Source organism: Bradyrhizobium sp. McL0615 (assembly GCF_049993905.1).
GTDB lineage: Bacteria > Pseudomonadota > Alphaproteobacteria > Rhizobiales > Xanthobacteraceae > Bradyrhizobium.
In genome coordinates this window covers 5402792-5421782 of sequence record NZ_CP188254.1, presented here as the reverse complement: position 1 = coordinate 5421782, position 18991 = coordinate 5402792, and the positions used below count along the sequence as shown (strand labels likewise).

At 62.8% G+C, this 18991-nt stretch carries 19 protein-coding genes; 12 read left to right on the top strand and 7 right to left on the bottom strand.

Annotated features, from left to right (window positions below):
• The first annotated feature begins 101 nt into the window (after positions 1-101).
• Positions 102-1316: a diguanylate cyclase gene (locus ACPPVP_RS25800; RefSeq protein ID WP_426525705.1), complete on the top strand. Its 1215-nt coding sequence runs from the start codon at positions 102-104 to the stop codon at positions 1314-1316.
• A 115-nt stretch (positions 1317-1431) separates the two neighbouring features.
• A complete protein-coding gene (locus ACPPVP_RS25795; protein ID WP_426525704.1) occupies positions 1432-1668 on the top strand; it encodes a hypothetical protein in 237 nt (78 codons plus the stop codon).
• Between the two features lie 7 nt (positions 1669-1675).
• Here the strand turns inward: ACPPVP_RS25795 and ACPPVP_RS25790 are convergent, their stop codons facing one another.
• The gene (locus ACPPVP_RS25790) at positions 1676-3826 is read right to left on the bottom strand and encodes a carboxypeptidase-like regulatory domain-containing protein (protein ID WP_426525702.1); all 2151 of its coding nucleotides are present in this window, start codon (positions 3824-3826) and stop codon (positions 1676-1678) included.
• A 208-nt stretch (positions 3827-4034) separates the two neighbouring features.
• Here ACPPVP_RS25790 and ACPPVP_RS25785 point away from each other — a divergent pair, with 208 nt between their 5' ends.
• Complete coding sequence (locus tag ACPPVP_RS25785) at positions 4035-4337, top strand: antibiotic biosynthesis monooxygenase family protein (RefSeq protein ID WP_426525700.1); 303 nt, start codon at positions 4035-4037, stop codon at positions 4335-4337.
• 7 nt (positions 4338-4344) lie between these two features.
• Here the strand turns inward: ACPPVP_RS25785 and ACPPVP_RS25780 are convergent, their stop codons facing one another.
• Complete coding sequence (locus ACPPVP_RS25780) at positions 4345-5466, bottom strand: AI-2E family transporter (RefSeq protein WP_426525698.1); 1122 nt, start codon at positions 5464-5466, stop codon at positions 4345-4347.
• Positions 5467-5612: 146 nt separating this feature from the next.
• On the opposite strand from ACPPVP_RS25780, the gene ACPPVP_RS25775 reads away from it, so the two are divergent.
• The 4 genes from ACPPVP_RS25775 (at position 5613) to ACPPVP_RS25760 (ending at position 10491) form a co-directional block, all read left to right on the top strand.
• On the top strand, positions 5613-6314 hold the full coding sequence (locus ACPPVP_RS25775) for a hypothetical protein (protein WP_426525696.1): 702 nt from the start codon (positions 5613-5615) through the stop codon (positions 6312-6314).
• Positions 6315-6437: 123 nt separating this feature from the next.
• Positions 6438-7208 carry a gamma-glutamyl-gamma-aminobutyrate hydrolase family protein gene (locus ACPPVP_RS25770; RefSeq protein WP_426525694.1) on the top strand — a complete coding sequence of 257 codons (771 nt, stop codon included), beginning with the start codon at positions 6438-6440 and terminating at the stop codon, positions 7206-7208.
• A gap of 40 nt (positions 7209-7248) precedes the next feature.
• Positions 7249-8316, top strand: a complete 1068-nt coding sequence (locus ACPPVP_RS25765; protein ID WP_426525692.1) for an extracellular solute-binding protein — start codon at positions 7249-7251, stop codon at positions 8314-8316.
• 267 nt (positions 8317-8583) lie between these two features.
• Positions 8584-10491 carry an ATP-binding protein gene (locus ACPPVP_RS25760; protein WP_426525690.1) on the top strand — a complete coding sequence of 636 codons (1908 nt, stop codon included), beginning with the start codon at positions 8584-8586 and terminating at the stop codon, positions 10489-10491.
• Positions 10492-10518: 27 nt separating this feature from the next.
• On the opposite strand, the gene ACPPVP_RS25755 is transcribed toward ACPPVP_RS25760, so the two are convergent.
• A complete protein-coding gene (locus ACPPVP_RS25755; protein WP_426525688.1) occupies positions 10519-11496 on the bottom strand; it encodes a GlxA family transcriptional regulator in 978 nt (325 codons plus the stop codon).
• A 136-nt stretch (positions 11497-11632) separates the two neighbouring features.
• On the opposite strand from ACPPVP_RS25755, the gene ACPPVP_RS25750 reads away from it, so the two are divergent.
• Together ACPPVP_RS25750 and ACPPVP_RS25745 are read left to right on the top strand one after the other, a co-directional pair.
• Positions 11633-11890: a tautomerase family protein gene (locus ACPPVP_RS25750; protein ID WP_426525686.1), complete on the top strand. Its 258-nt coding sequence runs from the start codon at positions 11633-11635 to the stop codon at positions 11888-11890.
• A 120-nt stretch (positions 11891-12010) separates the two neighbouring features.
• Complete coding sequence (locus tag ACPPVP_RS25745) at positions 12011-12415, top strand: RidA family protein (protein ID WP_426525684.1); 405 nt, start codon at positions 12011-12013, stop codon at positions 12413-12415.
• Between the two features lie 74 nt (positions 12416-12489).
• On the opposite strand, the gene ACPPVP_RS25740 is transcribed toward ACPPVP_RS25745, so the two are convergent.
• The 3 genes from ACPPVP_RS25740 to ACPPVP_RS25730 all read right to left on the bottom strand — a co-directional run bounded on the left by ACPPVP_RS25740 (position 12490) and on the right by ACPPVP_RS25730 (position 15507).
• Entirely contained in the window at positions 12490-13278 is a 789-nt protein-coding gene (locus tag ACPPVP_RS25740; RefSeq protein WP_426525682.1) for a hypothetical protein, read from the bottom strand.
• 327 nt (positions 13279-13605) lie between these two features.
• Positions 13606-15015, bottom strand: a complete 1410-nt coding sequence (glnA, locus tag ACPPVP_RS25735) for a type I glutamate--ammonia ligase (RefSeq protein WP_426525680.1) — start codon at positions 15013-15015, stop codon at positions 13606-13608.
• A 153-nt stretch (positions 15016-15168) separates the two neighbouring features.
• Positions 15169-15507: a P-II family nitrogen regulator gene (locus ACPPVP_RS25730; protein WP_027537227.1), complete on the bottom strand. Its 339-nt coding sequence runs from the start codon at positions 15505-15507 to the stop codon at positions 15169-15171.
• A gap of 47 nt (positions 15508-15554) precedes the next feature.
• Here ACPPVP_RS25730 and ACPPVP_RS25725 point away from each other — a divergent pair, with 47 nt between their 5' ends.
• The 3 genes from ACPPVP_RS25725 to ACPPVP_RS25715 all read left to right on the top strand — a co-directional run bounded on the left by ACPPVP_RS25725 (position 15555) and on the right by ACPPVP_RS25715 (position 17818).
• On the top strand, positions 15555-15764 hold the full coding sequence (locus tag ACPPVP_RS25725; RefSeq protein WP_426525677.1) for a hypothetical protein: 210 nt from the start codon (positions 15555-15557) through the stop codon (positions 15762-15764).
• 115 nt (positions 15765-15879) lie between these two features.
• Positions 15880-17379, top strand: a complete 1500-nt coding sequence (locus ACPPVP_RS25720) for an NAD(P)H-hydrate dehydratase (RefSeq protein WP_426525676.1) — start codon at positions 15880-15882, stop codon at positions 17377-17379.
• Positions 17380-17398: 19 nt separating this feature from the next.
• Positions 17399-17818, top strand: a complete 420-nt coding sequence (locus ACPPVP_RS25715; protein WP_426525674.1) for a GNAT family N-acetyltransferase — start codon at positions 17399-17401, stop codon at positions 17816-17818.
• A 77-nt stretch (positions 17819-17895) separates the two neighbouring features.
• On the opposite strand, the gene ACPPVP_RS25710 is transcribed toward ACPPVP_RS25715, so the two are convergent.
• The gene (locus ACPPVP_RS25710; protein WP_426525672.1) at positions 17896-18981 is read right to left on the bottom strand and encodes an enolase C-terminal domain-like protein; all 1086 of its coding nucleotides are present in this window, start codon (positions 18979-18981) and stop codon (positions 17896-17898) included.
• Positions 18982-18991 lie beyond the last annotated feature (10 nt).

Here is an 18991-nt window from a genome sequence, read left to right as displayed (position 1 = left end):
GAAAATGGAATACGGCGCTCCTAGTGTCGCCAATGCTCCGGCGCGAAATTGCATCTCAGTGTGCGCCGAACAAGTTGCATCACGCGCGTTCGGGTGAGCCCATGTCGTTTGATACCTCCACGCTATATCTGTTTGCCACGATGGTCGCGGGCATGCTCGGGGCCATGCTGCTGCTGTTCGGGAGGCAGGAAAACATCCCGGCCTTGAAGTGGTGGGGGACGGCCTATCTGCTTGGCGCTTCGTCGGTAGCGATCTGGACCATCGGCGGCGCCACACTCGGCGAGCCGCTGTTGCTGGCGCTGCATGCGCTTGGTTTCGTGGCCTGCGGCATGGTCTGGAACGCCTCGCGCGTGTTCCTCGGCCGCAAGCCCAATCTGCTGGGGCTGTTGTTCGGCGCGGCCGTCTGGGTCGGCGCGGCGCTGGCTGTGCCGTTGAATCCGGCCACGCGGCTGATCGTCGGTGCGGCGATCGTCGCGATCTATGCGGGGCTGACGGCTTCCGAATTGTGGAACGAGCGGCGGCGGACGATGCAGAAGCGCTGGCCGACGATTGCCGTGCCGGTGATGCATGGTTGCGTGCTGGCGCTGCCGATTGTGCTCGGCAGTCTGCTGCGCCCGCATGACGAAACCTTCACCAGCAGCATCTGGGTGACGGCGTTCTCGATTGAACTGGTGCTGTATGCGATCGGCACCGTGTTCGTCATCTTCATGCTGGTATCGGACCGTGCCGTGACGGTGCACAAGACCGCTGCTTCGGTCGATCCGCTAAGCGGAATGCTGAACCGCCGCGGTTTCACGGAAGCCAGCAACCTTCTGATCGAACGCGAGGCCGCCGCGGGACGGCCGGTGACCGTGATGATTTTCGACATCGACCATTTCAAGGGCATCAACGACCGCTTCGGCCATCCGGCGGGTGACGAGATTCTCAAACTGTTCTCCACCGTTGTGGTCAGCAATTTGCGCATCCGCGATCTCTCGGGGCGGATCGGCGGCGAGGAGTTCGCAGCGTTGCTGGCGTGTTCGCTGGCGGAGGGCGTGATCGTGGCCGAGCGCGTGCGCGAGGCATTCGAGGGGTCCAACATCGCCTGCGAGGACGGCCCGGTCGACACCACCGTCAGCATCGGCGTCGCCGGCGGGCCGGCGGGCACCGAGCTCGAAGTGTTGCTGGCGGCTGCCGATACCGCGCTCTATCAGGCCAAGCGCTCTGGCCGCAACCGGGTCGAGGCTGCCGAAGAGCTGCCGCTCTCGCTGGAGAACTGGCGCCGCAAGACCGCCGGCGGCGCCGCTCCGCAACGTCAGGCGTCTGTAGCGACCTAAACTTCGCTTGAACAGGGCGATACCTCCGTCGATTAATCCGACGCTTTCGGGTCGATCGCGGAGGAGGCGGCGCGCGGTAACCGCGCGTTTACCATTCCGTTCATATCATCTGCGCATGGAGTCACCTCGCAGACGAAATTCGCAAGCCGCCCTGACGTCGCTCGAAGCGGCAGAAGCGTCGGCCCGCGGCGGTTTCGGCTGCATGTTCTCGACCTCGGAAGAATTCGAGATGGCGCTGATTACGGAGCGTCGTGCGCAGGGGCGTTACGTTCAGCGCAGAATGCGCTGGCCAGTCATCCTGTTCGTCGGCTGTGCGCTGATGGTTGCCGGCACGGCGCTGCTGTTCGGCTAGCCGCTGGTTACTTCGCCAACGGGTCCGGGCGTACCTGAATATGCACCGCCCGCGGCTTTGAGCCCTTGCCGCCCTCCATCAACCAGGGTGTGCGATCGCCGCTCGAACTCCACAAGCCTCGGCCTTTCCAGCCCGCGCCCGGATCGTCAATGCGCCCGTCGAGGCCCTTGGCAAAAAAGCCGAGCGGATAGGGAATGCGTAGCATCACCATCTGCCCGTCCTTGAGAGCAACGAAGCCGTCGTTGAGGTTGGCGGTGGAGATCGGAATGTTCTCGCCGAGACCGACCGTGTTGTGGTGATCGACCCAGGTGTAGTAGCTCGCCTCGGCGCTCGAGTTCTCGAACCCTTCGAAGCCGGGGCCCGGATATTTGAAGTAGGAGAAACCCTCCGGGCAGTGATTGCCGGTTGCATTCGGCCCGTTCAGCGGGTTCTTGCATTTGCTGCGATCGAAGCGGATCAGGCTGCCGTTCGAGCCCGAGCCCCAGAGCACGCCGTTCTTGTCGATGTCGCCGCCGCGAACGCCGATGCCTTCCTTCGGAATGGCATAGAATTCCGACAGTTTGGTCTTCGGATCGAAGCGCATGAAGCCGGGTTGACCAACGAACGTGTTGACGGTGTACCAGACCGAGCCGTCGGTCGGATGCGGCATCACGGCGTAAGGGCCGGAGCCTGCGACCCGCATGTCCTTGTCCGCCTGCGCCGGAGCGCCCGGCTCGGTATATTCGTCGACCTTGCCGTTGCCGTTGGTATCGAGAACGAACGGCGCCCAGCCTTGCGCTTTGACGGCATCGCCGGTCTCGTCCCATAGCCTGGTGTTGACCCAGCCGGCAACAGGGCCAGTGCCAGAGAGCCAGAGCGTATCATCGGCATCGTAGCCGAACTGCGGGTGATGGGTGCCAAAGCAGGTATCGATGAAGCTGTATTTCTGTGTCTTGGGATCGTACACCGTCACTTGTCGGCCGGAGCGTTCGAGCGGGAAAGCCTTGGCCGACGGATGATCCGACCCTTTCCGGCAATAGGCCGGATTTTCGATGCCACGCACCGCCGCCGCCAGCCACACGCGGCCCTTCTTGTCGAACATGCTGTTGTGATTATTGGCCCGCTGGCTCCAGATCTTCTCTTCACCCCAATAGGCCGAGGGGCTGACCGGATTGAGCACGGCCGTGCCATGGAGCGGGGGTCCGAAAGACTCCGGCGCATTGGGATCTGCGACCGGCATTTTTGAAAACGTCACCTTGTGGGTCTTCGGATCGAGGATCGGCATGTCGTCGGACGAGTATTCGTTGGCGCCGTACAGCGGGCCGTAGGCGTTGACCGTCGGATTACGTCGGTCCGAGGAAATCAGATCGTGGACGAAATGCTTTTCCGTCGCCCATTCCCACGACGAGATGACGACGTTGCGCTCGATACCTGCCGGCCGCGGCGGCTTGGATTTCGGCAACTCGCCCTTGGCGACCCGGTCGGTCCAGTCGCCGAAATATTTGAACGGTACGCCGCCAAGCTGGCCCGCGAGCCGATTTGTCATCCATTCCCCGGTCTGGCCCGAGGAGACGCGGCGCATCCAGGCTTCCTCGCCCGATTTAAATTCGCCGAACGCGCCCGGGATCGTGCGCGTGGATTCCTGGCCAAGCTGATGGCAGCCGATGCAGTCGACATTGTTCATCCGCTGGCGCCAGATGTCTTGCGTGATCTCCTTCGGGATGTCGGTTGAGCCGCCGAAATCCTTCGCCGGCGGGATCTTCATCAGCGTGTACCAATAGATCGCCGAATAGTAATGAGCCGCCGCCGCATCGTTCGGGGCCGGCACTGCCGTGAGATTGACCTGCTGGCCCGGTTTGGCCCGGCGCTTGGGCGAATCCACGAGCCCGTAGCCGCGGACCCAGATCGAATAGTTCACATTCGTTGGCAGGTCCGGGATTACGTAGCGGCCCTGATCGTCGGTGACGACGATCTTGGCGAATTTCGTCGGCAACTCGGTGGTCTCCGCGATCACCCAGACGCCGGCTTCCGGGCCGTTGGGTCCGGCTACCACGCCGCCGATGTCGTCATTGTCGATGGCGACCGCCGGAGGCTGCTGCGCATGCAACGGTCCCGCCGCTACGCTGAGTACGCCCGCCGTAGCCAGCGTGAAAGACAATAGGGTCCGACCGAGATTCATCGTTTCTCTCCCCGTGACCGTGAGCTTGTCGCTCGCTATTTGGCGCGATCCTACACCAAACCAGGGTTGAGGCGAGAGCATGTCGTTCGCGCGACTTCGTCACACGTGATGCGCGTGCGTCGCAGCAACGGATGTACGTTGCATCTGCCTTTTGCTTTTTGGGCGGCTGGGTTAGACACGCCAATTCTCATGAGAAGGCATAACTCCGATGATCACTGAAATCGCACAAATCGACGTCAAGCCGGGCACCGAGAAGGATTTTGAGGCGGCCGTTGCCAAGGCGCGTCCGCTGTTTCTGCGGGCCAAGGGCGGCAAGGGGTTTGAACTGCACAAATCGATCGAGAAGCCGCAGCGTTACCGGCTGATGGCGCAGTGGGAGACCCTGGAAAACCACACCGTGGATTTTCGCGGCTCGGAAGATTTTGCGGCATGGCGCGCGCTGGTCGGGCAGTATTTTGCTGCGCCTCCTGAGGTCGAGCACACCGAGACGGTGCTGACCACGGCCGGCTGACACCCGTTCAGGCCGTCGTGATGGCGGCAGTCGCGTCTTCCGCCTTGAAATGGTCGATCATCACCTTGGCGATCGCCATCAGCGGCAGCGCGAGTGCCAGCCCCCAGATGCCGAACACGACGCCGAGCAGGATCTGGAACGCAAACAGTGTGGCCGGTGGGATATCCAGCGCCTGGCGCTGAATGATCGGCGTCAGCACGTAGCTTTCCAGCGCGTGCACGCCGAGGAACAGGATGAAGGCCGAGAGCGCGGCGACCCATCCCGAGGCGAGGCTCGCCAGCACCACGATCAGCCCGCCGAGGATCGCACCGACGGTGGGGATGAAGGCGAGCAGTCCTGCCTGGATGCCCAGGATGAACGAACTCTGGATGCCGATGATCGACAACCCGATCCAGGTGACCAGAAACACCGCGACCATGGTGATGATTTGCGCGATCAGCCAGCGATCCAGCGTCTCGCCGATCCGGTCGACGATTACTGTGGCGCGCGCGCGGTGCTTGGCCGGCGCCATGAACAGCAGTCCGTCGCGATAGACGCCGGGCTGGGTCGCAAAGGCTATTCCGAGAAACAGCACGATGAAGAAGTTTCCGACTGCGCTTGCGGTGCCGAGAATCAGTTTCAGGCTCTGGCTGAAGATGGCGCCGCCGCTGGCTGCGATCGTGCCGGCGCTGGGAAGCGAGTGCGGCGTCGCGTTGGGCGCCGGTGCGGCATCATCCGACGGAGACGAGAGGCTGCCGAAGTCGAAGAAGCTGGTGTCGATGCCGTTCCTTTCCAGAAAGCCTTTGACACTGACGAGCTGCGACTTGAGCGTGTTACTCAATGCCGTGGTCTGCTGGGCGATCGTGGTGCCGCCGAGAAAGACAATGCCCGACAACATGCCCGCGACCAACAGGCAGACCACCGTCAGCCGCAGCGCATGCGGCAGCCGCACCACGCGCCCAAGCAGGTTGCTCATGGCGTTGAGGGCGACGCCGAGCAGGACACCGGAAAATATCAAAAACAGCGTCGCGGCGAACTGCCAGGTGAATGCGAGCAGGGCGGCGAACAGCACGACGCCGATGCCGCCGACCGATATCGCCCACGCCAGATCGTTGCGGGCCTGAAGGCGATTGTCAGCCGGATCTGTCACGTTGATTCCTTCTCGCAGAATATCCAGCCAGTCTTTCGCCAAAACGCTGCTGGGATCAAGCGGGCGAGCACGCGCTGGTTTGACGCTGCCACAGCCGGTGTGCCAAGCGGTACATCAGCGTGATGGGGCGGGTCGGTGAGGACGAGATGAATTTCAAATGGTTCGGCCCGCTTGCGCTCTTGGCGGCGCTCGTGATCGGCGACCAGATCAGAATCAACCGGCCTGCGCACAAATATCGCCTGACGGTTGAGGTCGAGACGCCGGAGGGGCGTAAATCAGCCTCTGGCGTGGTGGCCGTCCATCCCGATCGCAGCTACACCCGCCGTGGCCAGACCCGCACTTTGGGTGATGCCGTTTTCGTCGATCTCGGGCAGGGCAAGAACCTCGTCGCGCTGCTGGCGCATATCGACAATAACAAGCTCGAACTCGACGGCATCAACTACGTCGCCTTGCGCGCCTATACGGCCGCCTCCGGCGGCAAGCGGATATCATTCAACGCGATGAGCGCGCAGACCGGCATCGTGCCGGTAAAGGCAGAGCTTGTTCCGGTGCTCGTGACCTTCGCCGATCCGGCCGATCCCGCCTCGGCGCGGGCCGTGGCGCCGGACGACGCTGAAGCCGTGCTCGGGAAGGGCCATCGCCTCCAGGGAATCACCACCGAGGTGGTGCCGAACGGATTTTGGCCGATCGACTTCGGCGGCATGCTGGGCGAGCCCGTCACGCGCGGCATAGTGGCGAAATTGCCGTGGCTCAACGGCGCCGATAGTACCGCTGCCACCGCGCTCCGGGCAGCCGGGTTGCCCGGAGTTGACGGGATCGACGCCAGGGAGGCGTTTACGCGGAAATAGCAGGGCAGGCCCGCGCACGCTCGTCGGATATTGATCCGCCGCCCCCTCGCAGGCATTATCTTCTCCAATCATGGCTCAGCCCGGAAGATCCTTGCACAGGACAATGTCAGCGGAATTTTTGCGATGAGGCGGCCCGTGGTTGGTGTGATCGCGAACGCCCATCGCGTCGAAAACCGGTTCCAGACGCAGATGGTCGGTGAGCGCAATTTGCGCGCGGTTACCGACGTGACCGGGGCGTTGCCGCTGATGTTTGCAGGCTCGCCCGAGATAACCGACATCGGCGCACTGCTCGACGTCGTCGACGGGGTGATTCTGACCGGGGCGCGGGCCAATGTCCATCCGACGCGCTTCAAGACCGAGCCGCATGAGAAGCACGAGCCCTACGACATCCACCGCGACGACGTCGCGCTGGCGCTGACGGAAGCCTGCGTCGCCCGCGGCGTGCCGATCTTCGGCATCTGCCGCGGCCTGCAGGAGATGAACGTCGCCTTTGGCGGTTCGCTGCATCCCGAGATCCGCGAGATCCCCGGCCGCATGAACCACCGCATGCCGCGGCTGGAGAACGGAGAAATCCATCCCGACCCGACGGTGGTGTTTGCCGACCGGCACGATGTCCACCTCACGCCCGGCGGCGCGTTTGCAAGCCTGCTCGGCTGCGAGACCATCCGGGTGAACTCGCTGCATGGGCAGGGCATCCTCGAACCCGGCAAGCGCGTCGTCATCGAAGGCATCGCCGAAGACGGCACCATCGAGGCGATCCGGATCGCGGACGCCGCGAGCTTCGCCCTCGGTGTCCAGTGGCACGCCGAGTACGATCCGCAGCGCAACCCGATCAACCGAAAGCTGTTCGAAGCGTTCGGCGAAGCACTGAAGACGCACCAGCGAACCAGCTAGGCGGCCGCAAAGAACGGTCGCGTCACGAAGGAGGATTGCGATGCGGAACCGCAAATGGACGAGGCGCGACCTTCTCAGGGCGTCGACGGTTTCCGCCGCAGGTCTTTTGTTTGCCAACCCGCTGCGGGCAGCGCCGCCGCCGGCGGCGGAGGTGACGCCGGCCTTGATCGAGGCGGCCAGGAAAGAGGGCAAGCTGTCGTTCTATTCGGCGCTTGAACTCAACACCGCCGAACGCCTGGCGCGGACCTTTGAGGCGAAATATCCCGGGATCGCCGTGCTCGTCGAGCGTTCCGGCGCTGAGCGGATTTTCCAGCGCATCGCGCAGGAGCAGGGAAGCGGCATCAAGGCCGTCGACGTCGCCAACTCGACGGACCCTGCGCATTATCTCGAATGGAAGAAGAACGATTGGCTGGCGCCGTACGTTCCGGCCGACGTCGCCCGACATTTTCCGGCGGACCAGATCGATCCCGACGGCATGTACGCGACGTCCTGCGCGTGGATGGAGGTGATCGGCTACAACACCAATCTCGTCAAGCGCGAGGATGCGCCGAAGAGTTATGCCGATCTGCTCGATCCGAAATGGCAGGGCAAGATGGTCAAGGGGCATCCGGGCTATAGCGGCGCCATCCTGACTGCCACCTTCGTGCTGGCGCGCGATCTCGGCTGGCCTTATCTGGAAAAGCTCGCGCAGCAGAAGGTCATGCAGGTGCAATCGGCCGCCGATCCGCCGAAGAAGATCCTGCTCGGCGAGCGTGCCGTGATGGCCGACGGCAATGACTACAATCTGGTGCTGCTGAAGGATCGGGGCAAACCGGTGGAGGTGGTGTATCCCACGGAAGGATCGCCGCTGATCATCGTTCCATCCGGCATTTTCCGCGGCGCGCCGAATCCGAACGCGGCAAGGTTGTTCCAGAGCTTCCTGTTCAGCGCGGAAACCCAGCAAATGCTGGTCGACGTCTTTGCGCATCGCTCCTTTCACGGACAGGTCAAGGAGAAGGGCGAGCACGTCCCGCTTTCCACCCTGAAACTGCTCAAGGCCGATCCGGCGCAGGTGCAGGCGCAAAGCGAGGAGATCAAGGCGCGCTACAGCAGGATCTTCGGCGTGTGATGCCGCCATCCTCCAGGGCAGGAAAAACGCCGCAAGCGATTGCAACTTAAGGAAGCTATCTATCAGTTGCACAATCCGAGATGCGCTGGACGAATCATCGCGGTGACCCGTACCAAGGGCCCTCCGTACTTCTACGGGCCGGAAAGTGTGGGATCGCAAACCTGAAGTCGGGTAAGCAACGAGGAGGCGCTGCAGCATTGCCCGCTGCGGCCGATATGGCCTGTAAAAAGCCGGCGCTTGTCCATTACTTCACGACCGGGGGAGGCTATGAAGATATCAGGCCGCCTTGCGCTCGCGATGGTTTTGCTGGTCGTGGCGACGTCAAGCATGGTCGGCGGATTCGCCTATTACTTCCTTGCTGATGCGCCTCCGCGCGCGGTGTTGACGTCGATCATCAGCGCGGCGCTGGCCGGTGGTGGAATTGCGGCGGTGCTCGCGATCGTGCTTGCCGCCGGCATCGCCAATGTTCTGCACAAGCTGACGCCTCCGGGCACGAAGCCTGCGATGGCCGGCGCGGAGACGGAGCAGGCGCGCGCCTATCAGGCGCTCGCCGACCGCGAGCGAATGGCGCAAGCGATCGTCGAAAATGCGCTCGATGCGTTCGTCCAGACCGATGGATCCTGCATCATTCTCGACTGGAGCCCGCACGCCGAAGCGTTGATGGGATGGGCGCGCGCCGAGGCGCTCGGCAGGAGCGTGGAGCAACTGGTCTTTCCGGTAGTGCAACGCCCCGTGCACCGGCAATGGGTCGACCGCTTTCTGAGCGAGGCATCGGGTGACGCCGCCGGCGGGCGATACGAAACGCCGCTGCTGCACAAGGACGGACGCGAATTTTTCGCCGAGGTGTCGCTGACGGCGCTGCGCAGCGCCGACGGCTACATCATCAACGCCTTCGTCAGGGACATCACCGCAAAGCGCGCCGCCGAAGAACAATTGTTCCAGGCGCAGAAGATGGAATCGGTCGGGCAATTGACCGGCGGCATCGCTCATGACTTCAACAACATGCTCACCGTGATCACGGGCACGATCGAAATCCTGGCCGACGGCGTCAAGCATGATCCGGCGCTGGCCTCGATCGCCAAGATGATCAACGACGCCGCCGACCGGGCGTCGCAGCTTACGGCGAACCTGTTGGCCTTTGCCAGAAAGCAGCCGTTGCGGCCGCTCGAGACCGACGTCAACGCGTTGATCGAGGAGGTGGTCAAACTGCTGGAGCCGACGCTCGGAAGGCAGATCGAGATCGAGACGGCGTTGAGCGATAAGGCCTGGCCGGCCCTGGTCGATCGCAGTCAGCTCACTTCGGCGCTGGTCAATCTCGCCATCAACGCCCGCGACGCCATGCCTGATGGGGGCAGGCTGCTGTTCAGGACGGGAAATTTCACGCGCCATGCATGCGACGCGGAAATAGACGATCTCGGCGCGGGCGACTACGTCGTCATCGAGGTCGTCGATAGCGGCGCCGGCATTCCGCCTGCCATCCGGGACAGGATTTTCGAGCCGTTCTTTTCGACCAAGCAGTTCGGCACCGGCACGGGGCTTGGGCTGAGCATGGTGTTCGGATTTGCCAAGCAATCCGGCGGCGGCATCGTGGTCGACGGCGAGGAGGGCAAGGGCGCCTGTTTCCGCATCTATCTGCCGAAGGCCGACGTCGAGCCTGCGGACGCGTCTGCCGCAAGCGATGCCTCGCCGCCTGAAGATGATAAACTGCGCGGCGGCTCGGAAACCATCCTGTGCGTCGAGGATGACGACGTCGTGCGGGCGCATGTCACCGGCCGTCTCGAAAGTCTCGGCTACGCTGTCATCACCGCGTCCAATGCGGCAGAGGCGCTGATACTGGTGAATGCGGGTGTGGCGTTCGATCTTCTGTTCACCGACATCATCATGCCCGGCGCCATGAACGGCCGGCAGCTTGCGCAAAAGGTCGCCGAACTGCGCCGGCCGCTCCGGGTGCTCTACACCTCGGGCAACACCTTCGGCGCGTTCGATTCGAGCGGCCGTCGCGGCGAGGGCGTGCTGCTGCTGACCAAGCCGTACCGCAAGGCCGAGCTTGCGCGCATGGTGCGCCTCTGCCTCGACCGCGCGATCGACCACATGGGCGATCCGATCCCGCTGCCCTATTCGGTGCAGGAAGATTTGGAGCGTTTTCTGAAGGAATATCCACCGGAGAAGAAATAGCTTTTGGTTGCGGCCTGTCCCGCACTGCTATGCCGGACGGATCGCTCGCCGCGCCCGATAGGCTTGCGGAGACATCATCGCGAGTTTGCGAAACGCCTTGCGAAAACTGCTTTCGTCCTCGTAACCGATCGAGTGCGCAATCGTCTTGATCGATTGCGCCGTCGTTTCCAGCAAAGTGCGGGCATGTTCGATCCGCCGGCGCATGATGAAGGCCTGCGGCGGTTCGTGCGTCAGTTCGATGAACCGGCGATTCAGGGTGCGTTCGCTCAGGCCCAGTGCATCCGCCAGACGACGAACGGTCATCTGCGCCTTGTCCGCGCGACGGACCAGCATGTCGGCTTTGATCAGCAGCGGGTCTCGCGTGAGCACGTAACCGAGCGGCATGAAGTCCGCCTGGGTCCGTTGTGCCGTATCGATCACCGCGTAGTCAGCGCATAGCCTTGCCGTCTCGTGTCCTTCAACCATTTCGATCAACCGTAGCAGCAGGTCGACCCACGACATCGGTCCGGCCGCGCAAACGATGCGATCCTCGCAGGTCACCACGGCATCGCTCGCCAGATCTATTTTCGGAAAACGCCGTTTGAGTTCGCTTTGCAGCCACCATGTGGTGGTAGCCCGGCGGTCGTCCAGCAGACCGGCTTCCGCGAGCAGAAACACGCCGCTGCAAAACGCGCCGATCAATCGCCCTGCGGCGTATTGCCGGCGCAGCCATGCGCCCGCTTGCGCGTATTGCGGTTTCAGTCGTTCTATCGTCGTGTGATCGACGAGGTTTCCGGGCACCAGGATGGCGTCGCAGGGGCCGCGCTTGCCGAGGGCGCCGTCCACCGGAAAGGTCAGGCCGCCTCCCATCCGCACCGGTTTGCCATCGAGCGACAGCGTCTGCCAGCCGAAGCGGACCTTGTTGCCTCTGAGATGCATGACATGGTTGGTCAGCGTCAGGAGGTCGGCTACGCCGGCCACGGCCGAGTTCATGCAGCCTTCCAGCACCAGAATCGAGAGCTTCACAGGGGCCTCCAGGCGGCGTGAACGCATGGCGGATATTGCCTGATCTCTGTCTTATCCGCCACTCCTTCGCACAGGGGTCCGGCGCCATTCTCCGAGGCGTCGTCACAACGCGCACTCGCGCCACAGGAGAACAACCATGCCGTACATCACCGTTTCGACCGTCAGGGGCATTCTGGACATCGGGCAGAAGCAAGCGCTGCTGGAGCGGATCACCGATCTGATGGTCGAGATCGAAGGGCAGGGCAATCCGGAATTCCGCAAGTCGGTCTGGGTCAAGATCGAGGAGGGAGAACCCGCGAACTGGAGCCTCGGCGGCATGAAGCCGACGGCGGAAATGATCGCGACGACTTTTGGACCGATCGGCCACGACGGCAGGCGGATGGCAAAGGCGTAGCCGGGGAGCAAGTAGCCTGCATGAGCGCAGCGATATGCGGGGATCCAGCGGAAATCCCGGATGTCGCTTTCGCTCATCCGGGCTACGCTTGGTCAGGATATCACTAAGCGGAGCATGCAAATGAAATCACGCGTGGAGACGCTCACACCGCCGAACACGCCGACACCGATCGGCCCTTATAGTCACATCGCCAAGGTTGGCGAACACATCTGGATCGGGGGCACTGCCGGCGTCAACCCGGCGACAGGACGGTTGGCGGGGACGGAGGTCGGCGCCCAGACACGGCAAATCCTGAAATCGTTCATCGTGATGCTTGAAGCCGTTGGCTCCGACCTCAGCCATGTCACGCACATCAACATCTTCCTGCAGCACATGTCCGACTTCGAGGCGATGAACGCCGCCTATGTCGAGATCATGGGAGATCGCAGGCCGGCGCGCACGGTCATCGCAGTGCAGGAACTGCCCAAGCCCGGCGTATTGTTGACGATGAATCTTACTGCGGTGACGAAGGAGCGATCCGGATAGTCCGACAAGAGCGGATGATCGAAACATAAAAGGCGCCCGAATGAGCGCCTTTTGCATTTCCCGGTCAGACCTGGCTAGTTGCGAATACCCAGGCTTTGCAGGAACGACGGTGGTTGCGCATTTTGCACCGAAGGATCCGGTGCGCGGGGGTCGGCCACAGGCGGGACCTGTTCCCGTGCATCTAGTTGTTGCTCCCGGACCCTTGCACGATGATGTCGCTGCGGACGGATCTCCGCGCGTGCATTTTGCACGGAGTGGACCCGTCGGTGCTTCTTCGCGGGCCGCGCCTGCGGCGGGCCATCTTGCGCCACACGTACAGGCGCAGCTTGCGCGGACCCGGCCTGTTTCCGCGTCTCTTCTTCGGCTGCCCAGGCCTGGAATTGCTTGAACAATTCTTCAGTGACCGGCAGGTTGTCGGCAGTGATTGGCTGGCTATTCTCGGCCTGGCGCTGACCGACCTCGGCTTGCCTTTGAACGGCAGCCTCGGCCTGGCTTGGCTCGGCAGGTTCCACAACCGCAGCAATTTCCTCGCGCTGCGGCGCGCCCGTCGTTGTCGTCGGAGAATCCTGCGTGCCGGCAATTGTTTGAGTTGTTGACGTCGCCGGATCGGCTTCAGGCTGAAGCGCAGCTTTGTCGACCCACCAATCCGTCACGTTCGCAACGAGCATGACCGGATTTCCGACCGATAGAACCGCGATGCCGATCCCCGTCACTGCGACAGCCAAAATACTCGTCTTGAGAATTCGCGACGAGATCGTCGCGACGTCCCAACCCTTCCCGATATCCGGCTGCCCAGCTTCTTCCGGATACCCGGAGAGAAAGATTGGAGGACGATCCTGCTGAAAACCATCTTCTGTCGTCATTTGGTCGATGCCGCCTCTCATTGATCGCGTCCACCCATACCCCGCCAGCGCGGTCTAAAAGCGACAATCGCCGCCACGATTTGGGAGAAGTTTTGACTTCACTGAGATTTGGGAACCGCATGATCGCGCTGCGGAGCGCACAACTGTAGGATGGGTAGAGCGAAGCGAAACCCATCATGCTTGCGATATACCCCGAAGGTGATGGGTATCGCTGCGCTCCACCCATCCTAAGGGCGAGCGGCCTCCCCAAAAACAAAAGGCGCCCCAAAACGGAGCGCCTTTCGCATCGTTGGACGATGATACCGGCGGCGCGAAAGCCGCGCGGGATCACTGCGAATAGTACATGTCGAATTCGACCGGGTGCGGGGTCATCTCAAAACGCTCGACTTCGGTCATCTTGAGCTCGATGAAGCTGTCGATGAAGTCGTCGTCGAACACGCCGCCGGCCTTGAGGAAGCCGCGGTCCTTGTCGAGGTTTTCCAGCGCCTCGCGAAGCGAGCCGCACACCGTCGGGATCTGCTTCAGCTCTTCCTTCGGCAGATCGTAGAGGTCCTTGTCCATCGCCGGGCCCGGATCGATCTTGTTCTTGACGCCGTCGAGGCCGGCCATCAGCATCGCGGCAAAGCCGAGATAGGGATTGGCCATCGGGTCGGGGAAGCGGACTTCGACGCGCTTGGCTTTCGGGTTTGCCGTATAGGGAATGCGGCAGGAGGCCGAGCGGTTGCGCGCGGAGTAGGCGAGCAGCACCGGAGCTTCATAGCCCGGGACCAGGCGCTTGTAGGAGTTGGTCGACGGGTTGGTGAAGGCGTTGATCGCTTTCGCATGCTTGATGATGCCGCCGATGTAGTGGAGGCAGGTCTCCGAGAGGTCGGCGTACTTGTTGCCGGCGAACACCGGCTTGCCGTCCTTCCAGATCGACTGATGGCAGTGCATGCCCGAGCCGTTGTCGCCATAGACCGGCTTCGGCATGAAGGTGGCGGTCTTGCCGTAGATGTGGGCGACCTGGTGGATGCAGTATTTGTAGATCTGCATCTGGTCGGCCATCAGCGTCATGGTGTCGAACTTCATGCCGAGTTCGTGCTGGGCGGAAGCGACTTCGTGGTGATGCTTCTCGACCTTGACGCCCATCTTGGCCATGGCGCCGAGCATTTCCGAGCGCATGTCCTGCACCGAGTCCTGCGGCGGCACGGGGAAGTAGCCAGCCTTGGTGCGGATGCGGTGACCGAGATTGCCGCCCTCATACTCGGTGTCCGAATTGATCGGCAGTTCCGAGGAGTCGAGCTTGAAGCCGGTGTTGTAGGGGGTGGTCTGGTAGCGCACGTCGTCGAACACGAAGAACTCGGCTTCGGGGCCGAAGAACACAGTGTCGCCGACGCCAGACGATTTCACCATCGCCTCGGCCTTCTTGGCGATGCCGCGGGGGTCGCGGTTGTAGGACTCGCCGGTGGTCGGCTCCAGCACGTCGCATACGATGACCATGGTGGTCTCGGCGAAGAACGGGTCGATCGTCGCGGTGACCGGGTCGGGCATCAGGCACATGTCGGATTCGTTGATCGCCTTCCAGCCGGCAATCGAAGAACCGTCGAACATCTGGCCTTCGGCAAAGGTGTCCTCTTCGATCATGCTGACATCGAAGGTTACGTGCTGCCACTTGCCGCGCGGATCGGTGAAGCGCAGGTCGACGTATTTCACGTCGTTGTCCTTGATCGATTTCAGGACGTCTTTGGCGGTCTTCATGAATACCCCTTTTGGCTACTAACGGGTCGGTTTCCAGGATTCAGGCGACAACGATATTATCGCCGGCGATCGGTGAGCTATCGCAAACGAAATCGGCTGCGGAAGCAGCCGTTTTTGTGATTTTTTAGTCGCGAAATCCGGATAGCACCCGGCTCAGATAGCGTCCAGCCCGGATTCTCCGGTTCTGATCCGGATCGCTTCCTCGATGTTGGAGACGAAGATCTTTCCGTCGCCGATGCGCCCGGTCTGGGCGGCGCGGCGGATCGCATCGATCGCCTTTTCGACCAGCTCATCTGAAATCACGATCTCGATTTTCACCTTGGGCAGGAAGTCGACGATGTATTCCGCACCGCGATAGAGTTCGGCGTGTCCCTTCTGGCGGCCAAAACCCTTGGCTTCGGTGACCGTAATGCCCTGAAGCCCGACTTCCTGAAGCGCCTCTTTCACCTCGTCGAGCTTGAATGGCTTGATGATGGCTTCAATCTTCTTCACTGAGCGCCTCCCGGGCATTTCCAAATTGCAGAGTGCAGATAGTTTCGATGTTGCGCGAGGCGCCGTCTGGTTTGATCCTTGCATCCGGCAAAGCCGGATTGCTCATAATTGCCGCTAACTGCGACGATCATGAGCTCGGTTTTCCGATCGGCTTCCTCAAAAGCAGGGTCTATGCCAAGTTGTTAACGCGGCTGATTTCGGAACGTTATCAGACTTTTAACAGGCAGGTGGAAGAGGTTGAGCCGGACACGGCATGATAGCTGAGCCTACAGAATAGGCAAATAGGTCAAATCATGTGCAGATGAGGCCGGGTGGGCCGCGGGCGTGGCAGCGATGTGCCTCCAGAAAAGGCTGACGGATCGAGGATTCGGCATGGAAGTTTTGACCACGAGTGAAATGGAGCGCGCCGACCGGCTGACGATCACTGCCGGCACGCCCGGCTTCGCGCTGATGATGAGCGCAGGGCAGGCCGTGGCCGAAGCCGCAATGGGTCTCGTCGAGGAGGGACCGATCATGGTGGTCGCCGGCCGCGGCAACAATGGCGGCGATGGTTTTGTGGCGGCGGCCGAACTCGCCGCACGAGGGCGCGACGTCTCGGTCATCCTGCTGTGCGAACGCGACAGCCTGCAGGGCGATGCCGCGCTCGCTGCACGCGGCTGGAAGTATCCGGTGCTGCCGTTCAACCCGCAGGCGATCGGCAAGCCGGCGCTGATCATCGACGCGCTGTTCGGCGCCGGGCTCAACCGTCCCGTCAAGGGCGACCCGCTCGAGATGATCGAGGCGGTCAACGCCAACGGCGCGCCGGTGCTCGCGGTCGACCTGCCGAGCGGGATCAACGGCACGACCGGCGCCGTGATGGGCGCTGCGATCAACGCCGTGGAGACCGTGACCTTCTTCCGCCGCAAGCCGGCGCATCTGCTGATGCCGGGGCGGAAACACTGCGGGCGGGTGCGCGTCGCCGATATCGGCATCGACCCCCGCGTGCTCGAGGAGATCCGGCCGCAGACGTCGGAGATCGTTCCGCAAAGCTGGCAAAAATCCTTCCCCGTGCCTGACATCGACGGCCACAAATACGCCCGCGGCCACGCCCTCGTGCTCTCAGGCGAACTGGCGTCGACCGGCGCGGCACGGCTTGCGGCCCGCGGCGCGCTGCGGGCAGGGGCTGGCCTCGTCACGGTGGCCTCGCCGCGCGACGCGCTGGTGGTCAATGCGGCGGCGCTGACGGCGATCATGGTGCGCGCCGTCGATACGCCCGTCGAATTTGCCGAGATGCTCGGCGACAGGCGGTTCAGTTCGGTCGTGATCGGGCCGGGCGCCGGCGTCAGCGAGCGTACGCGCGATTTCGTCCACACGGCACTGTCGGCGAAGCGCGGCCTGGTGCTCGATGCCGACGCGCTGACGAGTTTTGCCGAAGCGCCGGAGCGGCTGTTTGAATCGATCAAGGCTGCCGAAGACGCCCACGTCGTCCTGACCCCGCATGAAGGCGAGTTTCCGCGCCTGTTCAGCGACATCAGCAACAAGCATCCCGGCCGCTCCAAGCTGGAGCGGGTGCGCGACGCCGCCGAACGTTGCGGCGCGGTGGTGCTGCTGAAGGGACCCGATACGGTGGTGGCTTCGCCAGATGGCCGCGCCAGCATCGCCTCCAACGCGCCGCCCTGGCTCGCCACCGCCGGCGCCGGCGACGTGCTGGCGGGAATGATCGCAGCGTTTCTGGCGCAAGGCGTGCCGGCGTTCGAGGCCGCCTGCATCGGTGTCTGGATGCACGGCGAAGCCGCGGTGGAAGCGGGACCGGGGCTGATCGCCGAAGATCTGCCGGAAGTGCTGCCCGCGGTATTCAGGCGGCTCTATGACGAGTTCGGGATTGAGTATTAGGAAACTCGAACTTGCTGACATGGACGCCGCGGCCGGCGTCCATCGCACGGCGTTCGACCATGCACTGCCCTGGCTCACCGGTCTGCACACGCCCGAAGAAGACCGGTGGTTCTACCGAGAGCGCGTGTTCACGGGATGTCAGGTGCACGGAGCATTCGAGGGCGGCGCGCTGACCGGAATCATCGCCTTCCGGAACGACTGGATCGACCAGTTGTACGTGCTGCCGGAAGTGCAGGGGTGCGGCATCGGCGGTGAGTTGCTGCAGGTCGCCAAGCGCGCGTGCGATTGCCTCCAGCTTTGGACGTTTCAGCGCAATCTAAGAGCGCGACGCTTTTACGAGGCGCGGGGCTTTGCGCTCGTCGAGGAAACCGACGGTGCTCGCAATGAAGAGAAGGAGCCGGACGCGCGCTATCTCTGGACGCGCGCATTGGTTCCGTAGGATGGGTAGAGCGAAGCGAAACCCATCGTCTCTCGAATGGCTATGTAGTTGATGGGTTTCGCTGCGCTCTACCCATCCTACGAAACCAGATACTTCGCCACCGTCGCCTCATTCCATTCCAGCCCGAGCCCAGGTCCTCTTGCCGTCACCGTGCCATCGACGATCTTGGCCGGGTAGGCGAGGATCACGCTGGCAAAGTCGAGGAATTCGAGCCAGTGCGCGGTTGGCGTCACTGCCAGCATGTGGGCGCTGGCCTCCGCGAACAGGTGGCTCGACATCGGAATGTTGGCGGCTGCCGCTTGCGCCGCGACCTGCAGCCAGCCGGTGACGCCGCCGCACTTCATCAGGTCGGGCATGATGAAGTCGCTGGCGCCGGCTTCGATCGCTTCGGCAAAGCCGCGCGGAAACCACCAGTTCTCGCCGGCCTGAATCGGCGTCGGCGATTTCTCGCGCACTTTTGCGTGTCCGGAGAGATTTTCCTGCGGTACCGGTTCTTCGATCCAGAGCAAATCGTAAGGGGCGAGGCGGGCAATCCGGCGCGACGCTTCCGCGGGATCGAGCGACTGGTTGAAGTCAATCATCAGCGCGATGTCAGGACCGAGCAGGGCGCGCACGCCCTTCACCACGCGTTCGTCGTTGGCGGCGTCGCCATCGCCGCCCTTGATCTTGATGCCGCGAAACCCCTGTTCGAGCGAGCGGCGCAGCGCCCTCTCGTCGGCTACGGGATCGACCACGCCATAGCTGTCATACGCTGGAATCGGTTTTGGCGATCCGCCGAGCAGTTCGACGACGGGTTTTCCGGCCAGTTGGCCGAGCGCATCCCAATAGGCCATGTCGAGGCCCGATACCGCCATGCCGACGAGACCCTGCCAGCTGAGCAGGCGGAATTTGGCGTCCATCGCTGCCATTAAATCGTAGGGCGCGACCGGCTTGCCGGTAAGCTCGCGCCCGATCTCCTCGATCAGGTGGACCAGCGGCTTCAGCGTCAGCTTGCTGTAGGCGAAAATGTAGGCGTGGCCGGTAACGCCCTGATCGGTCTCGACATCGATCAGGACAAGCGGCCCGACATCGATCACGCCAAAGGCGTTCTTCACGGGGCGCGCGAGCGGCACGACGACACCGCGCGCCTTGACGCTGCGGATGGCGGGAACGGACTTGCTCATGGTTTCCTCC